This window comes from Planococcus antarcticus DSM 14505 (genome assembly GCF_001687565.2).
In the GTDB taxonomy this organism is placed as follows: Bacteria; Bacillota; Bacilli; order Bacillales_A; family Planococcaceae; genus Planococcus; species Planococcus antarcticus.
This window is the reverse complement of record NZ_CP016534.2, coordinates 752,260-768,935: the sequence shown is the minus strand read 5'-3', so window position 1 is coordinate 768,935 and position 16,676 is coordinate 752,260. Positions and strand designations below refer to the sequence as shown.

The following is a 16,676-nucleotide window of genomic DNA, read 5'->3' as shown; positions in this document are numbered from 1 at the left end:
AATTAATGCGCGAACTGAACACCACACACTTCAAGGGAATTTTTCATAACCAGGCAGGCTAGCTGAAAATACAGCTGACCTGCCTGGTTACATTTTGCGTACCAGTTTCTGCACGTCACTTGTTCATTTACGCATGTTGGCTGAAAAAAGAGACAAGAAAAGTTTACATATAATTTTTGATTCTCTCCCACGCGCCGCAACCAAAGCCTAAGATGCTCCGCTTTTCGCGAGCGAAAAGCACTAAAACCAAGTTTTTTGCTCTGAACGTGCGTATTTTTTACTGAACGTGCATAAGTCTTTTGTGAGCGTGCGTATACTTTTCCAACCGTGCATAACCACTCCGGAGCGCGCGTATTTTAAGACAAGCGTGCGCAAGCCTTAAAAAATAAGCTTTGAATGCAAAGAAATGGACGACTTTATTAAAAATATCATTGATTTTAGTAGTACTGTAAATGTGAATTGCATAAATCGGTTTAAATGAAGAGTTGCAACATCTGCCAGAATGCTGATTACCACTGCTCTCTTTAGGGAAAGCGTATAAAAGAAACTTTTTAGAATAAGGTATTTAAATAAGAGGAGGAAAATCAAATGAGCAAAACAGCAATTATTACAGGTGGCGGCAGTGGACTCGGACAATCTGCAGCTTTTTACCTCGCAGATGAAGGCATCAACATTTCAGTTGTCGACATTAGCGAAGAAAGCGGTCAGGAAACCGTCGACAAACTAAAAGAAAAAGGCGTCGATGCCATCTTTATCAAAGCCGATGTCTCAAAATCCGATCAAGTGAAAAACTATGTAGATAAAACACTCGATCATTTTGGCTCAATCGATTATTTCTTCAATAACGCCGGCATTTCTGGCAGCGGTAAGAATTTCCTTGAAACAGACATTAAAGAAATCGAGCAGATTGTCGGGATTAACATGCTTGGTGCTCTATACGGCTTGCGCTATGTGGCAGAAGCCATGCTGAAAAATGGCGGTGGTTCTATCGTCAATACCGCTTCAAGTGCTGGTGTCATTGGTCAAGCTTCTGTTGTTACCTATGGTGCAACGAAGCACGGCATTGTCGGGATGACAAAGAGTCTCGTTGCGGAATACGCGAAAGACGGCCTGCGCGTCAACGCCATTGCGCCTGGTCCGATTCAGACACCCATGGTCAAAACTTTCTTTGAAGACAACCCGGACATGAAATCAAGTGCCGAAGCTGGAATTCCGCAGAAACGCTTAGGTAAACCGGAGGATGTCGGTGAATTGGTCGCTTTCCTGCTGACAAAAGCCGACTACATCAACGGTGAAACCGTTCGTATCGATGGTGGATTCACCAACACCAAATAAACTGAAGTTGTGGTCAGGAAAACTCCTGGCCACAATTTTTAACTTTGGAGCTTATATCTCGCTCTGTTGAATGCTAATGCTCTCATAGCGGTGGTCGATAACCTAGGAATCTCGGTACTTTAGTGCCGAGTAGTTCAAAACCGGGAGAACTCAAATTATTGATGAAATAAAAGATATTTTCTTGGCTACGTATCCCGCAGATCCATTCCTGAATTTGTTCTTCATCCACGCTATCCTAATCATTAAGAAATTACGGGCAAATGTCGTCCGAAAAATGATTATCACGTCTTTTGATTTACTCTTAAAACAAGAACACTTTGCAGCAAGCACATAAAGTAGATGTGTGAACAAAACATGTTTGTTCACATGAAAAACCGCGATTTGGAGTTTACATCCAAATTGCGGTTTTTGCTTCATACTTCTAAGATTGTATAGATTGAGTTTCGTCTTACATGGGGGCATTGTTTTGATAGTTAGTTACCCATCATCCCTTTAAAGTTTTTGCTAGTAGCTGAACCTCCCGTACTATGCATACCTTTATAGAGCTCTCGCAATTGTTGATTGTCTAAATCCGGATGCATTTTCTTCATGAAAGGTTTCATCTGTCCGAAATTCATATTTCCAGACTCCATCATCTCATGCATATGGTCCATAGTCATTCCATCATGTTGCATAGAAGTTTCTGCATTTTCTTTTGCAGATGCTAACGTCCTATAGAGACCATTTCCACCTCCTATGATAATGACGGCAGTTAATACTCCACTAACTATCCTCTTTTTCATTAGCTCTCTCTTTTCATAACAACGCTTTTTTAATTTCTTCAAATTCTTCAGTCGTTATTTCACCTTTAGCAAGCCTGTTCTTAGCTATTTCCAGTGCATCTTTCCCAGGAACTTGCTGAGAATTATTGGAGCCATTGTAACTATTATTTTTGTTTTTCGTAAAATAGTAAACTGCAACGCCGACGATGACTAATAATCCCACTATCACCCAAACTCCACCTCCCATTCCCATTTCCCATCCCATTCCCCATCCTGGTCCCATCATTTCTTTCGACCTCCCTTTTTAAAAGCTCTCATATACTTCTACACTGTAAATGTACACGCTATACATGCAGAAAGTGTGGAGTCATTTCCATTTATCAAAAAAATCCAGAATATTCAATCAATAGAATTTGTGCGGTTTTTAACTTAAATTCCACTTCCATATCCTGAAATTCTTCAACTTGGCTTTCATCCCTTTTTGCCTTCTGTACTTGAGCTTTATCCGACTAGCAGCGAGGTTTTTGAGTTCCCAATTCCTGCAACATAATGCATTTTAAAATTTAAGTGGTATTCATTCCTTACTTAATCAGCTAATTAAAATTAATTATTTGAATATTCAAATTAAAAACAAAGGGTTTTCACTAGCATTGAAGAATTATACCAAGGACATGAACAAAAAATCCTAGGAGGAATTAGTATGACATTGGAATACAAACGTATTTTGGTAGCTATTGACGGTTCACATGAAGCAGAATGGGCATTTCAAAAATCACTTGAAATAACCAAACGAAATAATGCGGTACTTAATTTAATTTATGTAGTAGATACCCGTTCCTTTACAGCCATGACAAAACGTGTACCGAATATTGATGATCAGGTCTTTGAATATGGCAAAGTGCTCCTCAATAATTATAAAGAGGAAGCTCTAGCAGCTGGTATCTCTGATGTAAATGTATTTGTCGTCCCAGGTTCTCCTAACAAGGTCATATCGCGTGACTATGCAAAACAGGTGGAAGCCGACCTCATTATATGTGGAGCCCAAGGATTAAATGCGATTGAACATTATATATTAGGAAGCGTGTCGCAGCATATTGTCACCAGCAGTCCTTGTGATGTTTTAGTTGTCCGCCAACTCGAGAAAACAGAAAAGTAAAAAAGAGGAGATCCTAATTGGTACACATACTTTGGATCACCCCACTTGTCTCTGAGATTTTTAACAAAAGCCCAGTTAGCTTGTTTTTCGAGCGAACTGGGCTTTTGTGGTTATTGATTTTTCTATTCACAAAATCGGGTGTTCAAGAATTCGGACCGTTCCTAATGATCTGCATTGGCGGCAACCTCGTCACTTTGTGCTGAGAAACGCAAAAATCATCTTTTCGGTTTCTTCACAGATTGGAGTAATTCCAGTTCACCATAAATAGGTTGTGGCTTCTCGACTTATCGTGGCGTTTGATAGCCAGCTAAAACCAGAACGAGCTATCCCTTTTGTTTCATAGGTTCTTGTTTTCAAGACAACACCAACAGTTGGATAACTCAGTTTTTGATGTTGATAGCGTTCCCAATTGCTGTCGGTTCAAACCCGTAGCTGCAATAAAGTGTCCACACTGTGAATGGCAACTAGGATTTGACAGTGCCATAGCGCGAACAAGCTTTATGTTGAAGAAACTTACTCTTCCACCTTGTTTTCTTTACTCTGCTAATTTATAGGGGTCAATCGCTTTCGCTGATAGCTTTTAGGTTTTGCAAGGTTTGTTCCACGGAATTGCACATTAGCTTTTTGATATAAAGCTTATTGACTACTTTGCCAAGGATGCTGCCGTGCAGTTCATAGTTCATTTCAAAATGGATTTCGGTGCCTTGTTCTTTTGAGAGGTAATTCCATGTTTGGGTCGCATCAAAAGCACCTGTCACGAGACCTCGCCAGACATAACCGTTATCTACCGGCGCATTTTCCTCCACAAGCACATGCACTGCCTGATTTTTTCCGAAAAAGAAATACTTTAAATCCACGCTCGTGCCCTTGCCCCCTTTTCCAAGCAGGTTTTCAGCTTCGGATAAACCCGCATACCATTGGTACCAATGTGTCGGATTCGTTGCGAATTGGTGGACTTCTCCCACCCTACGGTCGATGAAAACAGTCTTTTTCACATTCCACATTTCGACATCCTCCTCTCGCCCTAAAGTTCCTGCACCATTTCGAACGGTTGCGAAAAATAAAAAAGACAATTAGCTCAATCACTAGGAGGCGTATCTCCAAGATGATAGGTGATCATATAAAAGCACTTGCTTACTTCACAATATAACATGCCTCCCTCTAAATAAATTGATTTTTCTGATAAATATACACCTTTATGATAAAGTTTACAGTATAGACAAGGTAAGAGCTGTTATGCATTGCTTTCTGCTCCTACTCACATATTTTTCCACATTTATTTTGATGCTCTGGTTTCAAAATGGGAAAGGCGGTGATCGAACCTCCTATCAATCCTGGGATTATCCTTTCTTTTCTCATGGCCTGACTGGTCTACTCTTGCTCTTATTGTACATATTCGACAAATTTTGATAATTGCCTGTCGCTTTTGCTTGCCACTCGCTGAATATTTTAGTGAAGAAAGGAGATTTTGCTATGAAAACATTGGTGAGGATTTTGATCGTCGCAGCAGTTCTATTGCTAATCGGTGCCATGGCCGCTTTTTATACCATTTATAATTCAGATTCTCTTCAGCAGGATGTATTGGAGGAAAAAACCTTCAACGAGCCAATCGACGAAATGGAGATAACGGTAGAAAATTCCCGTATAGAGTTTTTACCGAGCAATGACGACACTGCCCGCATTGTGGTTGTCGGCAATGACGATAATTTTGCGTTAAAGACAGATGTGTCAGGCGGCCGTTTGGTTATTGAAGTCGAAGACACGAACTGGTTTTTCCTGTTCGACTTTAACCAATCTTACTCGCTGCAAGTTTATGTTCCAGCAAACGGTCTTGCTTCGCTGTCTGCAGACAGTGATGACGGACGGATTCAGGCGAATGATATCGGGGCTACGGAATTATCGTTTCAAGCTGATAATGGCCGCATCTCCTTAGAAGCGGTCGAAAGCGAAATGGTCGATGTCGAAACAGATAATGGCAGAATTGAACTGACGAATATGGCAGCTGACATGACTCTCCACTCGTCAAACGGCCGCATCATTTTCACGGACGTGTCGGGTGAATTGCAAGCGAAAACGAATAACGGCCGCATCGAGCTGAATGCTGAAACACTCGATTTCCCTGTTGATCTTGAAACGGATAACGGACGGATTGAAATCTACACCCAAAACGAACCAGAAAACGCTCGCATTGAAGCGCACGTCGATAACGGCAGCACCGATGTGTTCGGCCGTGATTCCAGGGATGTCAGTTTCGGCAGTGGGGATGTGCTCATTAGACTCGATTCAGATAACGGTAGTATTTTTGTCGAGTGAGTACGGTTTCTAATTTCAATCTACTCAAAATTGCTTTCCCACAATAGTTAATCAAATAAAACCTATTGTTTCTTATTAAATAGTTTTGTTGCCAGAGGGGAAGGGAAAAGTTGAATAGTGCTACTTTACGAGGAGGGATTGGATGAAAGTATTCGTTTTTGGCGGAGGCGGAGATGTCGGTGAGTACGTACTGAAGAAGCTAGCTGCAGAAAACCATGAAGCGACAACGGTCGCAGAAACGGAAAACCGAGCAGAAGAACTTAAGATGATGGGTGCTGTTCAAGTAATGGTCGCTACAGATCATCAGTTTGTGGATGCCATGGTAGGGTGCCGAGCTATTATTTATATAGCCGGCGCAAACCCGACTGCAGGTGAAAACAAAAATGTACTCGTTGATAAAGACGCGGTCGCAAATGCCATGGCCGAAGCACGAAAGCAAGGCATTGAACGAGTTGTTTATTTAAGCCCTGCACGCGTGGATGAATCAGCGGAATCTCAAGAAACAGGTGGGAAAAAAGGTCCGGAAGAGCTGATCAAGCTAGATGTTTTCACGTATACGGTTGTTCACTCGACCCGTGGTGTACACAAACCGGGCAAAGGCATGATTGATATCGTTTCTTCCAACGGTGAAAAAGGCAAGGAAATTCCTTTTGAAGATGTGGCTGCCGTTCTGGTCGAATCACTTGCGAACAAAGCTACATACAATAAAACCTTTAAAGTTGTATCCGGAACTACGCCAATCAAAAAAGCGCTAGCAAATCTATAAACAAAATACGATCAATTAAAAAAGGTGGATTTTATGGGAAAAATAACGAAATACTTGCCATCCGCAATTTTAGGGTCGACCGTAGCGGCTCCACTTGCTTATATTGCATACATTTATCAGAAAGACAATCATCAAAAGCAGCATGCGGTGCTCCGCAATTTCCCGTTACTCGGACGGGTTCGGTACATGGCTGAACACATCGGGCCTGAGCTTCGGCAATACTTATTTTCCGGCGACAACGAAGGACTTCCCTTCTCACGTATCCAATACCAAGATGTCGTCAAAGCTGGAAAATACAATGAACGTCTGATTGGGTTCGGATCTAATCGCAATTTTGTGGAAGATGGTTTTTACATCCGCAATTCGTTATTTCCTAAATTACGGACAGAACTAAAAGTGGATAACAGCCAAAAAATAACAACCTACCAGTACGTCGTTGACAATGAAGGCTTGTTATCGCGAAGAGAGCACCGAGAAGAAGTACTAACTGATCCTTACTACCTCCGAGATGAAGATGCGGTTGTGCTCGGCGAAGGTCATTGCCGTCAACCTTTCCGCATAAAAGGAAAAGTCGGCATGTCTGCCATGAGCTACGGCGCACTAGGCGAGAACGCCATTACTGCCCTGTCAAAAGGGCTCGGCGTTGCAGGCGGTACATGGATGAATACCGGTGAAGGGGGCATTTCCGATCATCACTTAGTGGGTGGTGCAGATTTAATCATGCAAATCGGACCCGGCTTGTTTGGCGTCCGTACTGCCGGTGGTGAATTTTCTTGGGAAGCGTTCAAAGAAAAAGCTGAAATGGAGCAAATAAAAGCGTTCGAAATCAAACTCGCCCAAGGCGCTAAAACACGCGGTGGCCATTTAGAAGGCAATAAAGTGACCGAAGAAATCGCGCGCATTCGCCTGATTGAACCAGGCAAAACCGTTAACAGCCCTAACCGTTTTACGGAATACGATTCATTTGAAAAGTTGTTTGACTTTATTGAAGAGCTGCGTGAAGTTGGCGGCAAGCCGGTGGGTATGAAAATTGTGGTTGGCGATGTCGAAGGACTCGAAGAAATGGTCCAAATTATGAAAGACAGCGGCAAAGGCCCTGACTTTATCACCATCGACGGCGGTGAAGGCGGAACCGGTGCGACATATCAAGAACTTGCCGATTCCGTTGGCTTGCCAATCATGACAGCGTTGCCGATTGTCGATGAATTGCTTCGCCAATACGGCGTTCGTGACCGTGTGAAGTTGATTGCTTCCGGCAAACTGATCACACCGGACAAAATCGCCATTGCGCTGTCGATGGGTGCAGATCTCGTCAATATCGCGAGAGGATTTATGATCAGCGTCGGTTGCATCATGGCGGAAGTTTGCCATACGAATACTTGTCCAGTAGGCGTTGCTACGACCGATCCCGATTTACAAGACGGCTTGGTGGTTAACGAGAAAATGTACCGCGTCGCCAATTACGTCATGTCTTTACGTGCAGGATTGTTTAATATTGCTGCAGCTGCAGGCGTTGAGTCGCCAACAATGCTTGAGAGAAAGCACTTAACACACAAAGATATTCAAGGACGTATTTCTTCTGTTGGCAGTATGATTCACAAAATTGAACAAGAAGAAAAGAAAGAAAAAGATGTTGAAGATTTATCGGCTAAACGATAAATCACAACGAAAAAGCAGGAGGACGAACCCATTGGTTCGTCCTCCTGCTTTTTACGTGATTGCATCATTTCAACGCTCTTCTTCTTTACCTTCCGGATAAACAACCTCTATGCCATCTTCCTTTTTCACTTCAGCCGCAGCACCCCACATGGCAATTTCATGCTCAATTATGTCAATACTTTCGTCTTTCCCATCAATAATGTGAAAAACTTGATGGCCATTTGCAACAAGCCAATTACTGATCAGAAAACGGTGGCAGCGAGAAGGATGCCGCTCCGAGCAACAGTAAGCCACACGTTTTTCGCTTGCGATTGTCAATAACTCATCTACGCCTTCTTTAAATTCATCAGTCAATGTGTAATCGGCGTAATTATGAAACGACTGATTGTTCCACCCCGCGTTTACATCCCCTTCAATTTCTTTCGATTTACGGCGCCGACCGCCGAGCTTTGGAAAATGCTGATAGTGGATATTGTCCGCTTCCAGCCATTTCGGAAAAATGTCTTTCGAAAACTGAGGCCATTTGCGGCTACCTGGAAATGCTCGTACGTCTGCCAGCACCTCAATTGAATTGTCTTTCAGCATCTTTTCAAAAAATTCCTTTGGATGACTCGAATGACCAATTGTATAAATGTCCATCTGACTCTCCATCCTTTTCAAGAGATCTATTTCTACTATTCCTGTCATTGTGCCACTTCAAACACAAGATAGATTGACAGACATCGCAAAGTCACTGACCGTAAGTTATTTTGTTTTCTAAGAAATCGGAGGTTTAGTAGTTAACGCTTACCTTCAAGCTGGATCCGAAACAGTTCAGCATCACTACCGTAATTCTCGGACTGACCAAAAGATCAAGAAAAACACGAAAAAAGCGAAGTCCTCATGTGAACCCGCTTTTTGTTCGTATTTAATTGTGCTCAGCTAGTCGAATTTTATACTTCTAGCAATTTCTAACTGAAAACCGCCGAACAGAATAACTTCCATCGACGGTTTTTCTAAGCATGTTAAATTCTTATCTACCAAGAGCTTATTTACCCTAAACTCTTCCGATATTTGTCTTCAATGACCCGGTAGTTTTCATGATGGATCTTATCCCATTCCGTCTTTTTGTACAACCGGCTTTTCAGTCGACTGTTAATCTGTTCAGCGTCATATTCGCTGAAGCGCTGGCTATCTGCCCAGTCCCTCATCTCTTCGTGCTCCATGTGCTTTTTGTCCCGGTAAATTTGCAGGAATTCATAAAATCCAGGAATGCCGCCCACATCTTCCGGCGGTGCTGTCTCTGCCCCGTCTAGCAATGTTGGGAACCCAAAATAATAATCGTCGACGATGGTCTCTAGTTTAATACGGAACTGCCAACCGTCTCCAAAATCGTAGCTGTAGACTAGCTCTTTGTGTTTCTCCAAAAATTCATCAACTTTAATGCCAGAAGGTTTCCGCACGACTGCCGACAACCGTTCCTGGTAAGCTTCTTCAAACTGCCGAAACTCTGGCTCCATATTCTTCAGTCGCTCCGCGAACATCTTTTTATTTTTTTTAAAACCCTGATGTTCTTCGTAGGCTTCCTCGTCATTCGTCACTCGAATGCCGTCTTCCGTCAAATCAAATTCGAACAGATGATAGCCTTCTGAAGGATAGCCACTTTGAAAATTGCTAGTCTGTTGCACAATGTCATGCAGCATATTGAACGTGGCGCCTGCTGGCATAATCACCTTGCGCCAAATCAGCGGATCTGAATGTTCCAATTCAATTTGGATAATGTAGGATTTCATCTTTTGACCACCTGGCTTTCTTTCGAGATTTTTTTATATTCTTGAAACTAGCAAAATGAACTGACAATTATGAATTAACGGTAAATCAATAACTCATCTAACACTATCATACTTTACTATGGTCTCCACCCTGCCAAAATACAATTTAACGCAAAAAAGCAGAACTTTGCAATGGATCTCCGCAAAGTTCTGCTTTCGGCATTTATAAACCTATGTCGTTCCTACTAATTCAAAGAGCTTTTAACTTAAAGACCTCTCGCTTTGAAATCAAGTCCGCCGTGTTCGTCCGGTATTCCTGATAATGACGAGAAGCGACATGGCTCTCCAAAGCGTCCTTGTCTTTCCATGTTTCATGAAGAACAAACGTGTCGTCTTCAATCGATTGATGGAGAACATAGCTTACGCAACCCGCTTCTGCGCGTGACGCAATTAGCACTTTGTTCAACTCCGTCAATAAATGATCTGCCATGTGTTCTTTAGGTTTTAGGATTGCCGTAATTAGGATAGGTTCCATCACTCAGTTTTCCTGTTTGCTCTTTTTATCTAAAGCCTTAACCAATTCCTCTGCCAATTCTTCGGCAGAGAATGGATCACGGCCAGTTACCAATTGGTCATTGCCCCATACTACTTTTTTCTCAGCAGTATAATTAGCAACTTCGCTCATTTTCCCTTCCAAGCTAAATGGTAGAATGGCAGGAAGACCTTCAGGTTCAACCGCTTCCGGATACCCTGTTACTTCCAAGCCAGCAATGATGCTTTTACCATCTGGACGTGTTGTCCAAACTAACGGAGCCGGCCCGTGGCATACGGCGGAAACGATATTTCCGTTGTCGTAAACGGTATTGATAATGTCTCGTAGCGTTTCACTTTCAGCCAAGTCGTACATAGCCCCGTGGCCACCCACGATGAATACCACGTCGTAGTCTTCTGCATTAACTTCCGAAAGAGCTATTGTGTTATCTGCTATTCCCGATTCGTACATTTTCTTGTATTTGCCTTTGGGGTCATAATCTTCGCTGATGCTGACCTTGTCAAGTGTAGCTTTACCGCCGAGTGGTGAAGCTAAATCCATTTGATGTCCAGCGTTCTCCAATATCTCCATCGGTGCAAATAATTCTTCGGCCCACCAGCCAGTTTCGTAATTATTTTCTGTATCTTTGTGTCCACTTGATAGCACTGCTAATACTTTTGCCATGTTCTGTTTCCTCCTCTAGATTATAAAACATCCTAATACTAGGTTTTCCCGAATGTTTTCACGTCTAAACAAACGAACAATAGATTTCGCTTCCCAGGGAGCGGAACAATTCCCAAACAATTTATAATCCTGAATAATCTCGAATAGTTATAGCTAGAAGTGTTTATTTTCGAGACCTACTCATGAATGAACTATAAGTTGCGGTGTATAATCAAAATCGTTTAGAATTGTTTCTTTCCCAGGGACGCGATTTTCAGGGTGTTATTTTGAGTTTTGTACTTCAAAACAGAATCTGTTACTACAAGAGGCGAATTCTTTCATTTACATGCGTAAGCTAATCCCTGGCCCGATTGGAAGCCCGGTCAATGCGAAGATGATCATCATGATGACCCATACTCCGAAGAAAATGAGGCTGTACGGCAGCATCAACGAAATCAATGTGCCGAGTCCCGCTTTTTTATCGTATTCTCGCATAAAGGCAAGCACAATCAAAATATACGGATTGAGCGGCGTAATGATATTCGTCGAAGAATCCGCGATGCGGAACGCCAACTGGACAAAAGCCGGATGATAGTCAAGCAGCATGAACATCGGGATGAAGATCGGCGCCATCAACGCCCACTGTGCAGAGCCACTGAAAATCAACAGATTCAATAATGCTGCGAGCAAGCTGAATCCGACCATAACCGGCAACCCTGTCATATTAATGCTCGTCAGGAATTCTGCACTGTTGACGGCCAGCCAAATGCCTAGATTGCTCCAATTGAAGTAATTGATGAACTGAGCAGCCGCGAAAATGAGGACGATGTAGCCAGACATATCTTTGATGGCATCCCCCATATAAGCAGGAATGTCTTTTGATTCCGTGATTTTTTTGACTGTGATGCCATAGGCCACAGCAACAGTGATGAAGAAAAATAGAATGATCGGCACAATGCCGGATAAAAATGGTGACGGAATGATGCCGCCGTCTTCATTTCTAACAGGAGAGCCTGGGAAGAACAACAATAATGCGATTAAGCCGACATATACGGCACCCGCGATCAAGGCGTTCAATAACCCTTTGTTTTCCCGCTTCGTCACCGGTTCGAACGATTTATCCATCCTGCCTGTATACTTGCCGAGGCGTGGTTCGACCAATTTCTCCGTGATGATGGCCCCGACAATCGACATGACAATAACGGATACGCTCATGAAATACCAGTTATCGACGGGTGTCACCACAAACGACTCATCAATGGTTCGTGCGGCTTCCGTCGAGATCCCAGACAACAATGCATCTGTTCCAGTGATCAGAATGTTCGCTGTAAATCCGGCGCCTGTCCCGGCAAATCCAGCCGCAAGACCTGCGAGCGGGTGTCTGCCAACCGAGACAAAGACCATGGCAGCGAGCGGCGGCACCAAGATAAATGCGGCATCAGACGCCAAGTTGCCCATGATTCCTGTAAAGATAACCGCGTAGGTGATCAGTGATTTCGGTGCATTCAGAATCGATTTCTTAATGGCCGTTTCCATCAATCCGACACGTTCAGCCAAACCGATTCCGAGCATCATGACGAGCACGAGTCCGAGCGGCGCAAAGCCGGTGAAGTTATTGATCGTCTCTGCCAGAATGTAGCGGATCCCTTCTCCCGAGACGATGCTTCGAATCGCCAGTTCCTCACTGGTTCCCGGATGGACGACGGTGGTGCCAAGCGAACTGACCAGCCATGACAGCAAGACGACAAAAATAGCTAAATACACAAAAATAAAGAATGGATCGGGCAAGCGGTTGCCCCATTTTTCAATAAAATTTAAAAATCCTTTTTTGCCTTGTTGTTCTGTCGAAGATGTCATTCCCATTCCTCCATTTCATTTTTCCGTCCCGAACAGCAAGCGGTATAATTTCCGCGGACGCCCTCTTCGGCCCGATTCTTCTCCCGAGACTTCTGCAACGCCGACACTTTCCAGTTCTGTCAAAATTCTACGCGCGTTGCGTTCTGTGCTGTTCATCCATTGGGACAACTCCAGAGCAGTCACTTCTACTTTCGCATAACGGTGGGACAGCGACTCAATCCGCGCGATGACGGTTTGGCTGATTGCGGCGTCTTTCAGCGCTTCCTGCCATTTCGCTTCACTGCTGCGCCGACTATAGTGGAGCCGATCTCCCAGTGAATTGATTTCCGTCACTTTTCCGCCTTCGTCAATATTGACGACAACACCGCTCTTTTTTTCTCGGGCATAGTCTAGTGCCAACCTGACGTTCTGCTCTGATTCCGTGACCGTCCTGCCATAGCCGACTCCGATGCGGACGTGCATATTGCTATTGACGAAAATTTCTTCCTGCAACTCTTTCAAGTGGTGAAACTTGCCGTATAGCTCTAGCTCTCCTCGCGTCGTATAGATGAAATAAATACCATTTCCCACACTCACTTTCGAGCCTTTGACTTCTTCAGCGAAATCGATGAGCACCCGGTTGATCGCCAGTTCCTGACGTTCAATCTTAAACGGCGATTTGTGTTGCTGGGCTTGGCTAGGATAAATGATTTCAATACCAATCATTGCCAATTGCTTCATTCGGTAAAGATTAGCTAAGCTTCTTTCTTTAATAACTGAAATCGCTCGATGCGCTGCCAGTTCCGATACACTGATCCGGTAAACCGGCACACCTCTTTCTTTTAAGCCAGTGTACGCGGCATGGACACAAGTGAGAGCTGCCTGTATTTCACCTGAACGATAGAGTTTCTCGTGGTAATCGATCAGTTCTTCGGCAGGAATATAGCCGAGTTCCGGAGCGGTATGGATTTTCATTTTTTCCAAATCAAAGTCTTTCAGCATCTTTAACACTTCCCGGCGTGGAACTGAATCGACGCTGATGCTCGACAACACCACCCCTTCTTGCATAATAGCGTCCAGCATGGTCCCGAGCAGACTTGACCCATGCAGCAAGATATAATCCGCATGGTCCGCATCGATTAACTTTTCTTTCAATGCGAAATGATAGGGCGCAGGACCTGAAAAAAGCCAATGCCCGATACGCGCTGAATTGTCATTGATAATGTTTGTTGTTTCCTCGGTATGCTGATAAATGAACGGAATCAGTTTGATGCCTTCCAAACTGCCTGCCGCTTTCATCGTTTCATTGACCGAGTCGTTCGGCCCGATCAACCCGACTTTAACTGTTTCTGTCATTTAGTAGTGGCCTCCATCAAAAATCGGGCCAGTAGCTCGACGCCCATCTTTAAATCTTCTGCTGTTGCATATTCATCCGGATGGTGGCTCAAGCCGTCCTTGCAGGGGATGAACAGCAATCCGCTCGGCCATACTTGTGCCATATTCATCACATCGTGCCCTGCGCCGCTATCCATCCGGTGTACCAAATAGGCTTCCTGTTCGCCGGCATCGGCCAATTCCTGGGCTATCGATCTATCGAGCAGGACAGATGGGTTGTCGACCAACACTTCGATAGCAATAGATACTCCTGTCGCTTGTTCAATACGCTCTGCTTCACACCGTATGGCGTCTGCCATTTTCTTTTTCAAGGAATCATCCACGCTGCGAATATCGACTCCGGCTGTGACGGTTTGCGGAATCACATTCATCGAATTCGGAGCGGACGTCAATGTGCTTACCGTTGCCATCAGCGACTTCCCATTCGAATCATTCAGTTGAAGAGCTGTTTCCTGGACGAATGAAATAAAAGGAGCAGCTGCCGCCAAGGCGTCCTGCCTGCGGTCCATCGGCGTCGTTCCAGTATGGCCCGCTTTCCCGCTGAACGTCACCGCCAATCGAATCGGGCAGGCGACGCCATTGACGATGCCGTAATTTTTTTTATGCTCGATAATATGCATCCCTTGCTCAATGTGCAGTTCGACAAAGCTTTTTAGCTGTTCTTTCGGACGTTTCGCCTTGGACAGATTCTGCCAGTCAAAGCCCTGGCTGTTGACAGCTTCCGCGAGCGTCGTGCCATGCTGGTCTTCAAGTGCACCGATTGCCGGATCCAATAACCCGCTCATCGCTTTGCTGCCGATTGTTGATACGCCAAATCGCGATGATTCTTCCGAACGGAAGCAAATCACTTCGATCGGCCGCTGCGGTTCAAAATCGGCTTCTTTCAGCATCTTGACTGCTCCGAGACCACACACGACACCCGCTCCGCCGTCAAAGGCGCCCCCGTTCGGCACGGTGTCAAGATGGGAGCCGGTAGCCACCGCCGCACTTTCACCGCCTGGAACTTCCCAGCGCGCGATGATATTTCCTGCCGCGTCCTCCGCAACAGCCAAGCCTAGTTCTTCAGCAATCGCTTTAAAGACCGCAATGGCATTGGTTTCTTCCGATGTATAGCCTTCCCGCGTAAATCCTTCCGGCTTGACCAATGCATCGCTCATATTCATCCGCTGTAATTGCTCAATCAGCCAGTTCTGCACGTATACCGTCCCCCTTCAGCAAATAATCAGTCGTTCGTATCAATGTTTCCAAACCGGCCATCAATGCCTGTTCTTCATAATCAAAACTAGGGTTATGATGGCCCGCAGGCAATGGGCTGGCAAAAATCATAAACGTCGCTTTTCCTCCGCGTTCACGGACGCGTTCTATCATATAAGTGACATCCTCCGAAGCTCCGATCGCCAAATGCGGGACGATGTTCAGGCTTTTTGAAGATGCACACGCCCGTTCCACAACCCCGGCGAACTCGAGATCCGCAGATGTTGAAATCGCTTTTCCCATATGCTCAAGTTCCAGCTCGACATCGTATAAATCTGCACTCGCCTGCAGAATACGCTCTGCATTTTCTTGCATATACGCGTCCAATTCGTTAGTCTCACCGCGTGTCTCAATTTCCATAAGCGCTTTTTCTGCAATGATATTGCGCCCCGCTCCTGCATGCAACGTGCCAACATTGATACGCGTCGCCCCGTCTTTATGGCGCGAAATGCTATGCAAATGCAAGGTGGCAGATGCGGCAGCGAGCAACGCGTTGCGGCCTTCATTGGGTTCTAATCCGGAATGCGCCGACTTGCCGATGAATTTCGCATTGATTTTGGAGCTGGCCAAGAATCTCGATGTGGCCGCAGCGACTGCCCCTGCCGGCAAATCATGGATTCCGACATGACCGCTCAGGAAATAATTGGCATCGTCCAACCACCCTTTATCCACAATCGCCTTGGCACCGCGTCCACCTTCTTCTGCAGGCTGGAACAAAATCGTATACTTGCCGCATAACTTGTCTTGCTCTTTCGACAAATAATCAGCCAGTCCGAGCCCGATTGCCGCATGACCGTCGTGGCCACATGCATGCATCATTCCTGCTACTTGCGAGCGAAATGCTTGTTGTGCCGGCACATGTCCAGCAGCATCCGACTCTTCAATCGGCAATGCGTCGATATCGAAACGGTAAGCGAAATTCGGTCCCGGCCGATCCGTATCGAGTACGGCGGCAAGTCCGGTATGTCCGCCTTTCATCTTTTCAAGAAAAGCGGGCGGCACTCCCTTGTCGAGTGCCCGCAGTTCATTTGCCTTGAGGAATTCATCACTCGGCACGCCCATCCGTTCTTCGCTCGTTAACAGCTCGGTTCCATAAAATAGCGAAAATCCTTTTCCTGCTAATTGTTCACTCAACTCATAAGTGGTTACATATTCGGTAAACCCGATTTCAGGATACCGGTGCCGCTCGCGTCTTTGTTCGATGAGATACGGCTCAATTTCTTTCATGAACCGTTCAATAGGATCTGTCATCTTT

Annotated in this window: 16 protein-coding genes; 5 read left to right on the top strand and 11 right to left on the bottom strand. The window is 44.9% G+C overall.

Going from position 1 to position 16,676, the window contains the following annotated elements; genetic code table 11:
- Window positions 1-588 precede the first annotated feature (588 nt).
- Window positions 589-1,335, top strand: a complete 747-nt coding sequence (locus BBH88_RS03905; protein ID WP_065537232.1) for an SDR family NAD(P)-dependent oxidoreductase — start codon at window positions 589-591, stop codon at window positions 1,333-1,335.
- 473 nt (window positions 1,336-1,808) lie between these two features.
- Here the strand turns inward: BBH88_RS03905 and BBH88_RS03895 are convergent, their stop codons facing one another.
- Complete coding sequence (locus BBH88_RS03895) at window positions 1,809-2,117, bottom strand: hypothetical protein (RefSeq protein WP_065537234.1); 309 nt, start codon at window positions 2,115-2,117, stop codon at window positions 1,809-1,811.
- Window positions 2,118-2,130: 13 nt separating this feature from the next.
- Entirely contained in the window at window positions 2,131-2,382 is a 252-nt protein-coding gene (locus BBH88_RS03890) for an SHOCT domain-containing protein (protein ID WP_006830676.1), read from the bottom strand.
- A gap of 414 nt (window positions 2,383-2,796) precedes the next feature.
- On the opposite strand from BBH88_RS03890, the gene BBH88_RS03885 reads away from it, so the two are divergent.
- A complete protein-coding gene (locus tag BBH88_RS03885) occupies window positions 2,797-3,252 on the top strand; it encodes a universal stress protein (RefSeq protein ID WP_006830675.1) in 456 nt (151 codons plus the stop codon).
- Between the two features lie 557 nt (window positions 3,253-3,809).
- Here the strand turns inward: BBH88_RS03885 and BBH88_RS03880 are convergent.
- The gene (locus BBH88_RS03880; protein ID WP_006830674.1) at window positions 3,810-4,256 is read right to left on the bottom strand and encodes an SRPBCC family protein; all 447 of its coding nucleotides are present in this window, start codon (window positions 4,254-4,256) and stop codon (window positions 3,810-3,812) included.
- A gap of 469 nt (window positions 4,257-4,725) precedes the next feature.
- On the opposite strand from BBH88_RS03880, the gene BBH88_RS03875 reads away from it, so the two are divergent.
- From BBH88_RS03875 to BBH88_RS03865, 3 genes are all read left to right on the top strand, one after another.
- A complete protein-coding gene (locus BBH88_RS03875; RefSeq protein ID WP_006830673.1) occupies window positions 4,726-5,565 on the top strand; it encodes a DUF4097 family beta strand repeat-containing protein in 840 nt (279 codons plus the stop codon).
- Between the two features lie 142 nt (window positions 5,566-5,707).
- Window positions 5,708-6,331 carry an NAD(P)H-binding protein gene (locus BBH88_RS03870; protein ID WP_006830672.1) on the top strand — a complete coding sequence of 208 codons (624 nt, stop codon included), beginning with the start codon at window positions 5,708-5,710 and terminating at the stop codon, window positions 6,329-6,331.
- Window positions 6,332-6,364: 33 nt separating this feature from the next.
- Entirely contained in the window at window positions 6,365-7,990 is a 1,626-nt protein-coding gene (locus BBH88_RS03865) for an FMN-binding glutamate synthase family protein (RefSeq protein WP_006830671.1), read from the top strand.
- A gap of 69 nt (window positions 7,991-8,059) precedes the next feature.
- Here BBH88_RS03865 and BBH88_RS03860 read toward each other — a convergent pair whose 3' ends face one another.
- From BBH88_RS03860 to BBH88_RS03825, 8 genes are all read right to left on the bottom strand, one after another.
- Window positions 8,060-8,629: a DUF488 domain-containing protein gene (locus BBH88_RS03860; RefSeq protein WP_006830670.1), complete on the bottom strand. Its 570-nt coding sequence runs from the start codon at window positions 8,627-8,629 to the stop codon at window positions 8,060-8,062.
- 392 nt (window positions 8,630-9,021) lie between these two features.
- Window positions 9,022-9,762, bottom strand: a complete 741-nt coding sequence (locus BBH88_RS03855; protein ID WP_006830669.1) for a plasmid pRiA4b ORF-3 family protein — start codon at window positions 9,760-9,762, stop codon at window positions 9,022-9,024.
- A gap of 229 nt (window positions 9,763-9,991) precedes the next feature.
- Window positions 9,992-10,276: a putative quinol monooxygenase gene (locus tag BBH88_RS03850; protein ID WP_006830668.1), complete on the bottom strand. Its 285-nt coding sequence runs from the start codon at window positions 10,274-10,276 to the stop codon at window positions 9,992-9,994.
- 3 nt (window positions 10,277-10,279) lie between these two features.
- Entirely contained in the window at window positions 10,280-10,957 is a 678-nt protein-coding gene (locus tag BBH88_RS03845) for a type 1 glutamine amidotransferase domain-containing protein (RefSeq protein WP_006830667.1), read from the bottom strand.
- Window positions 10,958-11,278: 321 nt separating this feature from the next.
- A complete protein-coding gene (locus tag BBH88_RS03840; protein WP_006830666.1) occupies window positions 11,279-12,793 on the bottom strand; it encodes an AbgT family transporter in 1,515 nt (504 codons plus the stop codon).
- Window positions 12,794-12,808: 15 nt separating this feature from the next.
- Window positions 12,809-14,128: a helix-turn-helix domain-containing protein gene (locus BBH88_RS03835; RefSeq protein ID WP_065537235.1), complete on the bottom strand. Its 1,320-nt coding sequence runs from the start codon at window positions 14,126-14,128 to the stop codon at window positions 12,809-12,811.
- Window positions 14,125-15,363, bottom strand: coding sequence for a M20 family metallo-hydrolase (locus tag BBH88_RS03830; protein ID WP_065537236.1), 1,239 nt, complete (start codon window positions 15,361-15,363; stop codon window positions 14,125-14,127). Before BBH88_RS03830 ends, BBH88_RS03835 begins: the two co-directional genes overlap by 4 nt.
- Window positions 15,344-16,672 (bottom strand): amidohydrolase, encoded by a 1,329-nt coding sequence (locus BBH88_RS03825; protein ID WP_065537237.1) that lies wholly within the window; start codon window positions 16,670-16,672, stop codon window positions 15,344-15,346. The genes BBH88_RS03830 and BBH88_RS03825 overlap by 20 nt, the downstream gene beginning before the upstream one ends.
- Window positions 16,673-16,676: the final 4 nt, after the last annotated feature.

Excerpts from the sequence above, each read along its gene's own strand:
- BBH88_RS03880 (WP_006830674.1), bottom strand. The coding sequence starts at position 4,256 with ATGTGGAATGTGAAAAAGACTGTTTTCATCGACCGTAGGGTGGGAGAA.
- BBH88_RS03860 (WP_006830670.1), bottom strand. The coding sequence starts at position 8,629 with ATGGACATTTATACAATTGGTCATTCGAGTCATCCAAAGGAATTTTTT.
- BBH88_RS03890 (WP_006830676.1), bottom strand. The coding sequence starts at position 2,382 with ATGATGGGACCAGGATGGGGAATGGGATGGGAAATGGGAATGGGAGGT.
- BBH88_RS03885 (WP_006830675.1), top strand. The coding sequence starts at position 2,797 with ATGACATTGGAATACAAACGTATTTTGGTAGCTATTGACGGTTCACAT.
- BBH88_RS03870 (WP_006830672.1), top strand. The coding sequence starts at position 5,708 with ATGAAAGTATTCGTTTTTGGCGGAGGCGGAGATGTCGGTGAGTACGTA.
- BBH88_RS03835 (WP_065537235.1), bottom strand. The coding sequence starts at position 14,128 with ATGACAGAAACAGTTAAAGTCGGGTTGATCGGGCCGAACGACTCGGTC.
- BBH88_RS03855 (WP_006830669.1), bottom strand. The coding sequence starts at position 9,762 with ATGAAATCCTACATTATCCAAATTGAATTGGAACATTCAGATCCGCTG.
- BBH88_RS03865 (WP_006830671.1), top strand. The coding sequence starts at position 6,365 with ATGGGAAAAATAACGAAATACTTGCCATCCGCAATTTTAGGGTCGACC.
- BBH88_RS03895 (WP_065537234.1), bottom strand. The coding sequence starts at position 2,117 with ATGAAAAAGAGGATAGTTAGTGGAGTATTAACTGCCGTCATTATCATA.
- BBH88_RS03840 (WP_006830666.1), bottom strand. The coding sequence starts at position 12,793 with ATGACATCTTCGACAGAACAACAAGGCAAAAAAGGATTTTTAAATTTT.
- BBH88_RS03825 (WP_065537237.1), bottom strand. The coding sequence starts at position 16,672 with ATGACAGATCCTATTGAACGGTTCATGAAAGAAATTGAGCCGTATCTC.
- BBH88_RS03845 (WP_006830667.1), bottom strand. The coding sequence starts at position 10,957 with ATGGCAAAAGTATTAGCAGTGCTATCAAGTGGACACAAAGATACAGAA.
- BBH88_RS03850 (WP_006830668.1), bottom strand. The coding sequence starts at position 10,276 with ATGGAACCTATCCTAATTACGGCAATCCTAAAACCTAAAGAACACATG.
- BBH88_RS03905 (WP_065537232.1), top strand. The coding sequence starts at position 589 with ATGAGCAAAACAGCAATTATTACAGGTGGCGGCAGTGGACTCGGACAA.
- BBH88_RS03875 (WP_006830673.1), top strand. The coding sequence starts at position 4,726 with ATGAAAACATTGGTGAGGATTTTGATCGTCGCAGCAGTTCTATTGCTA.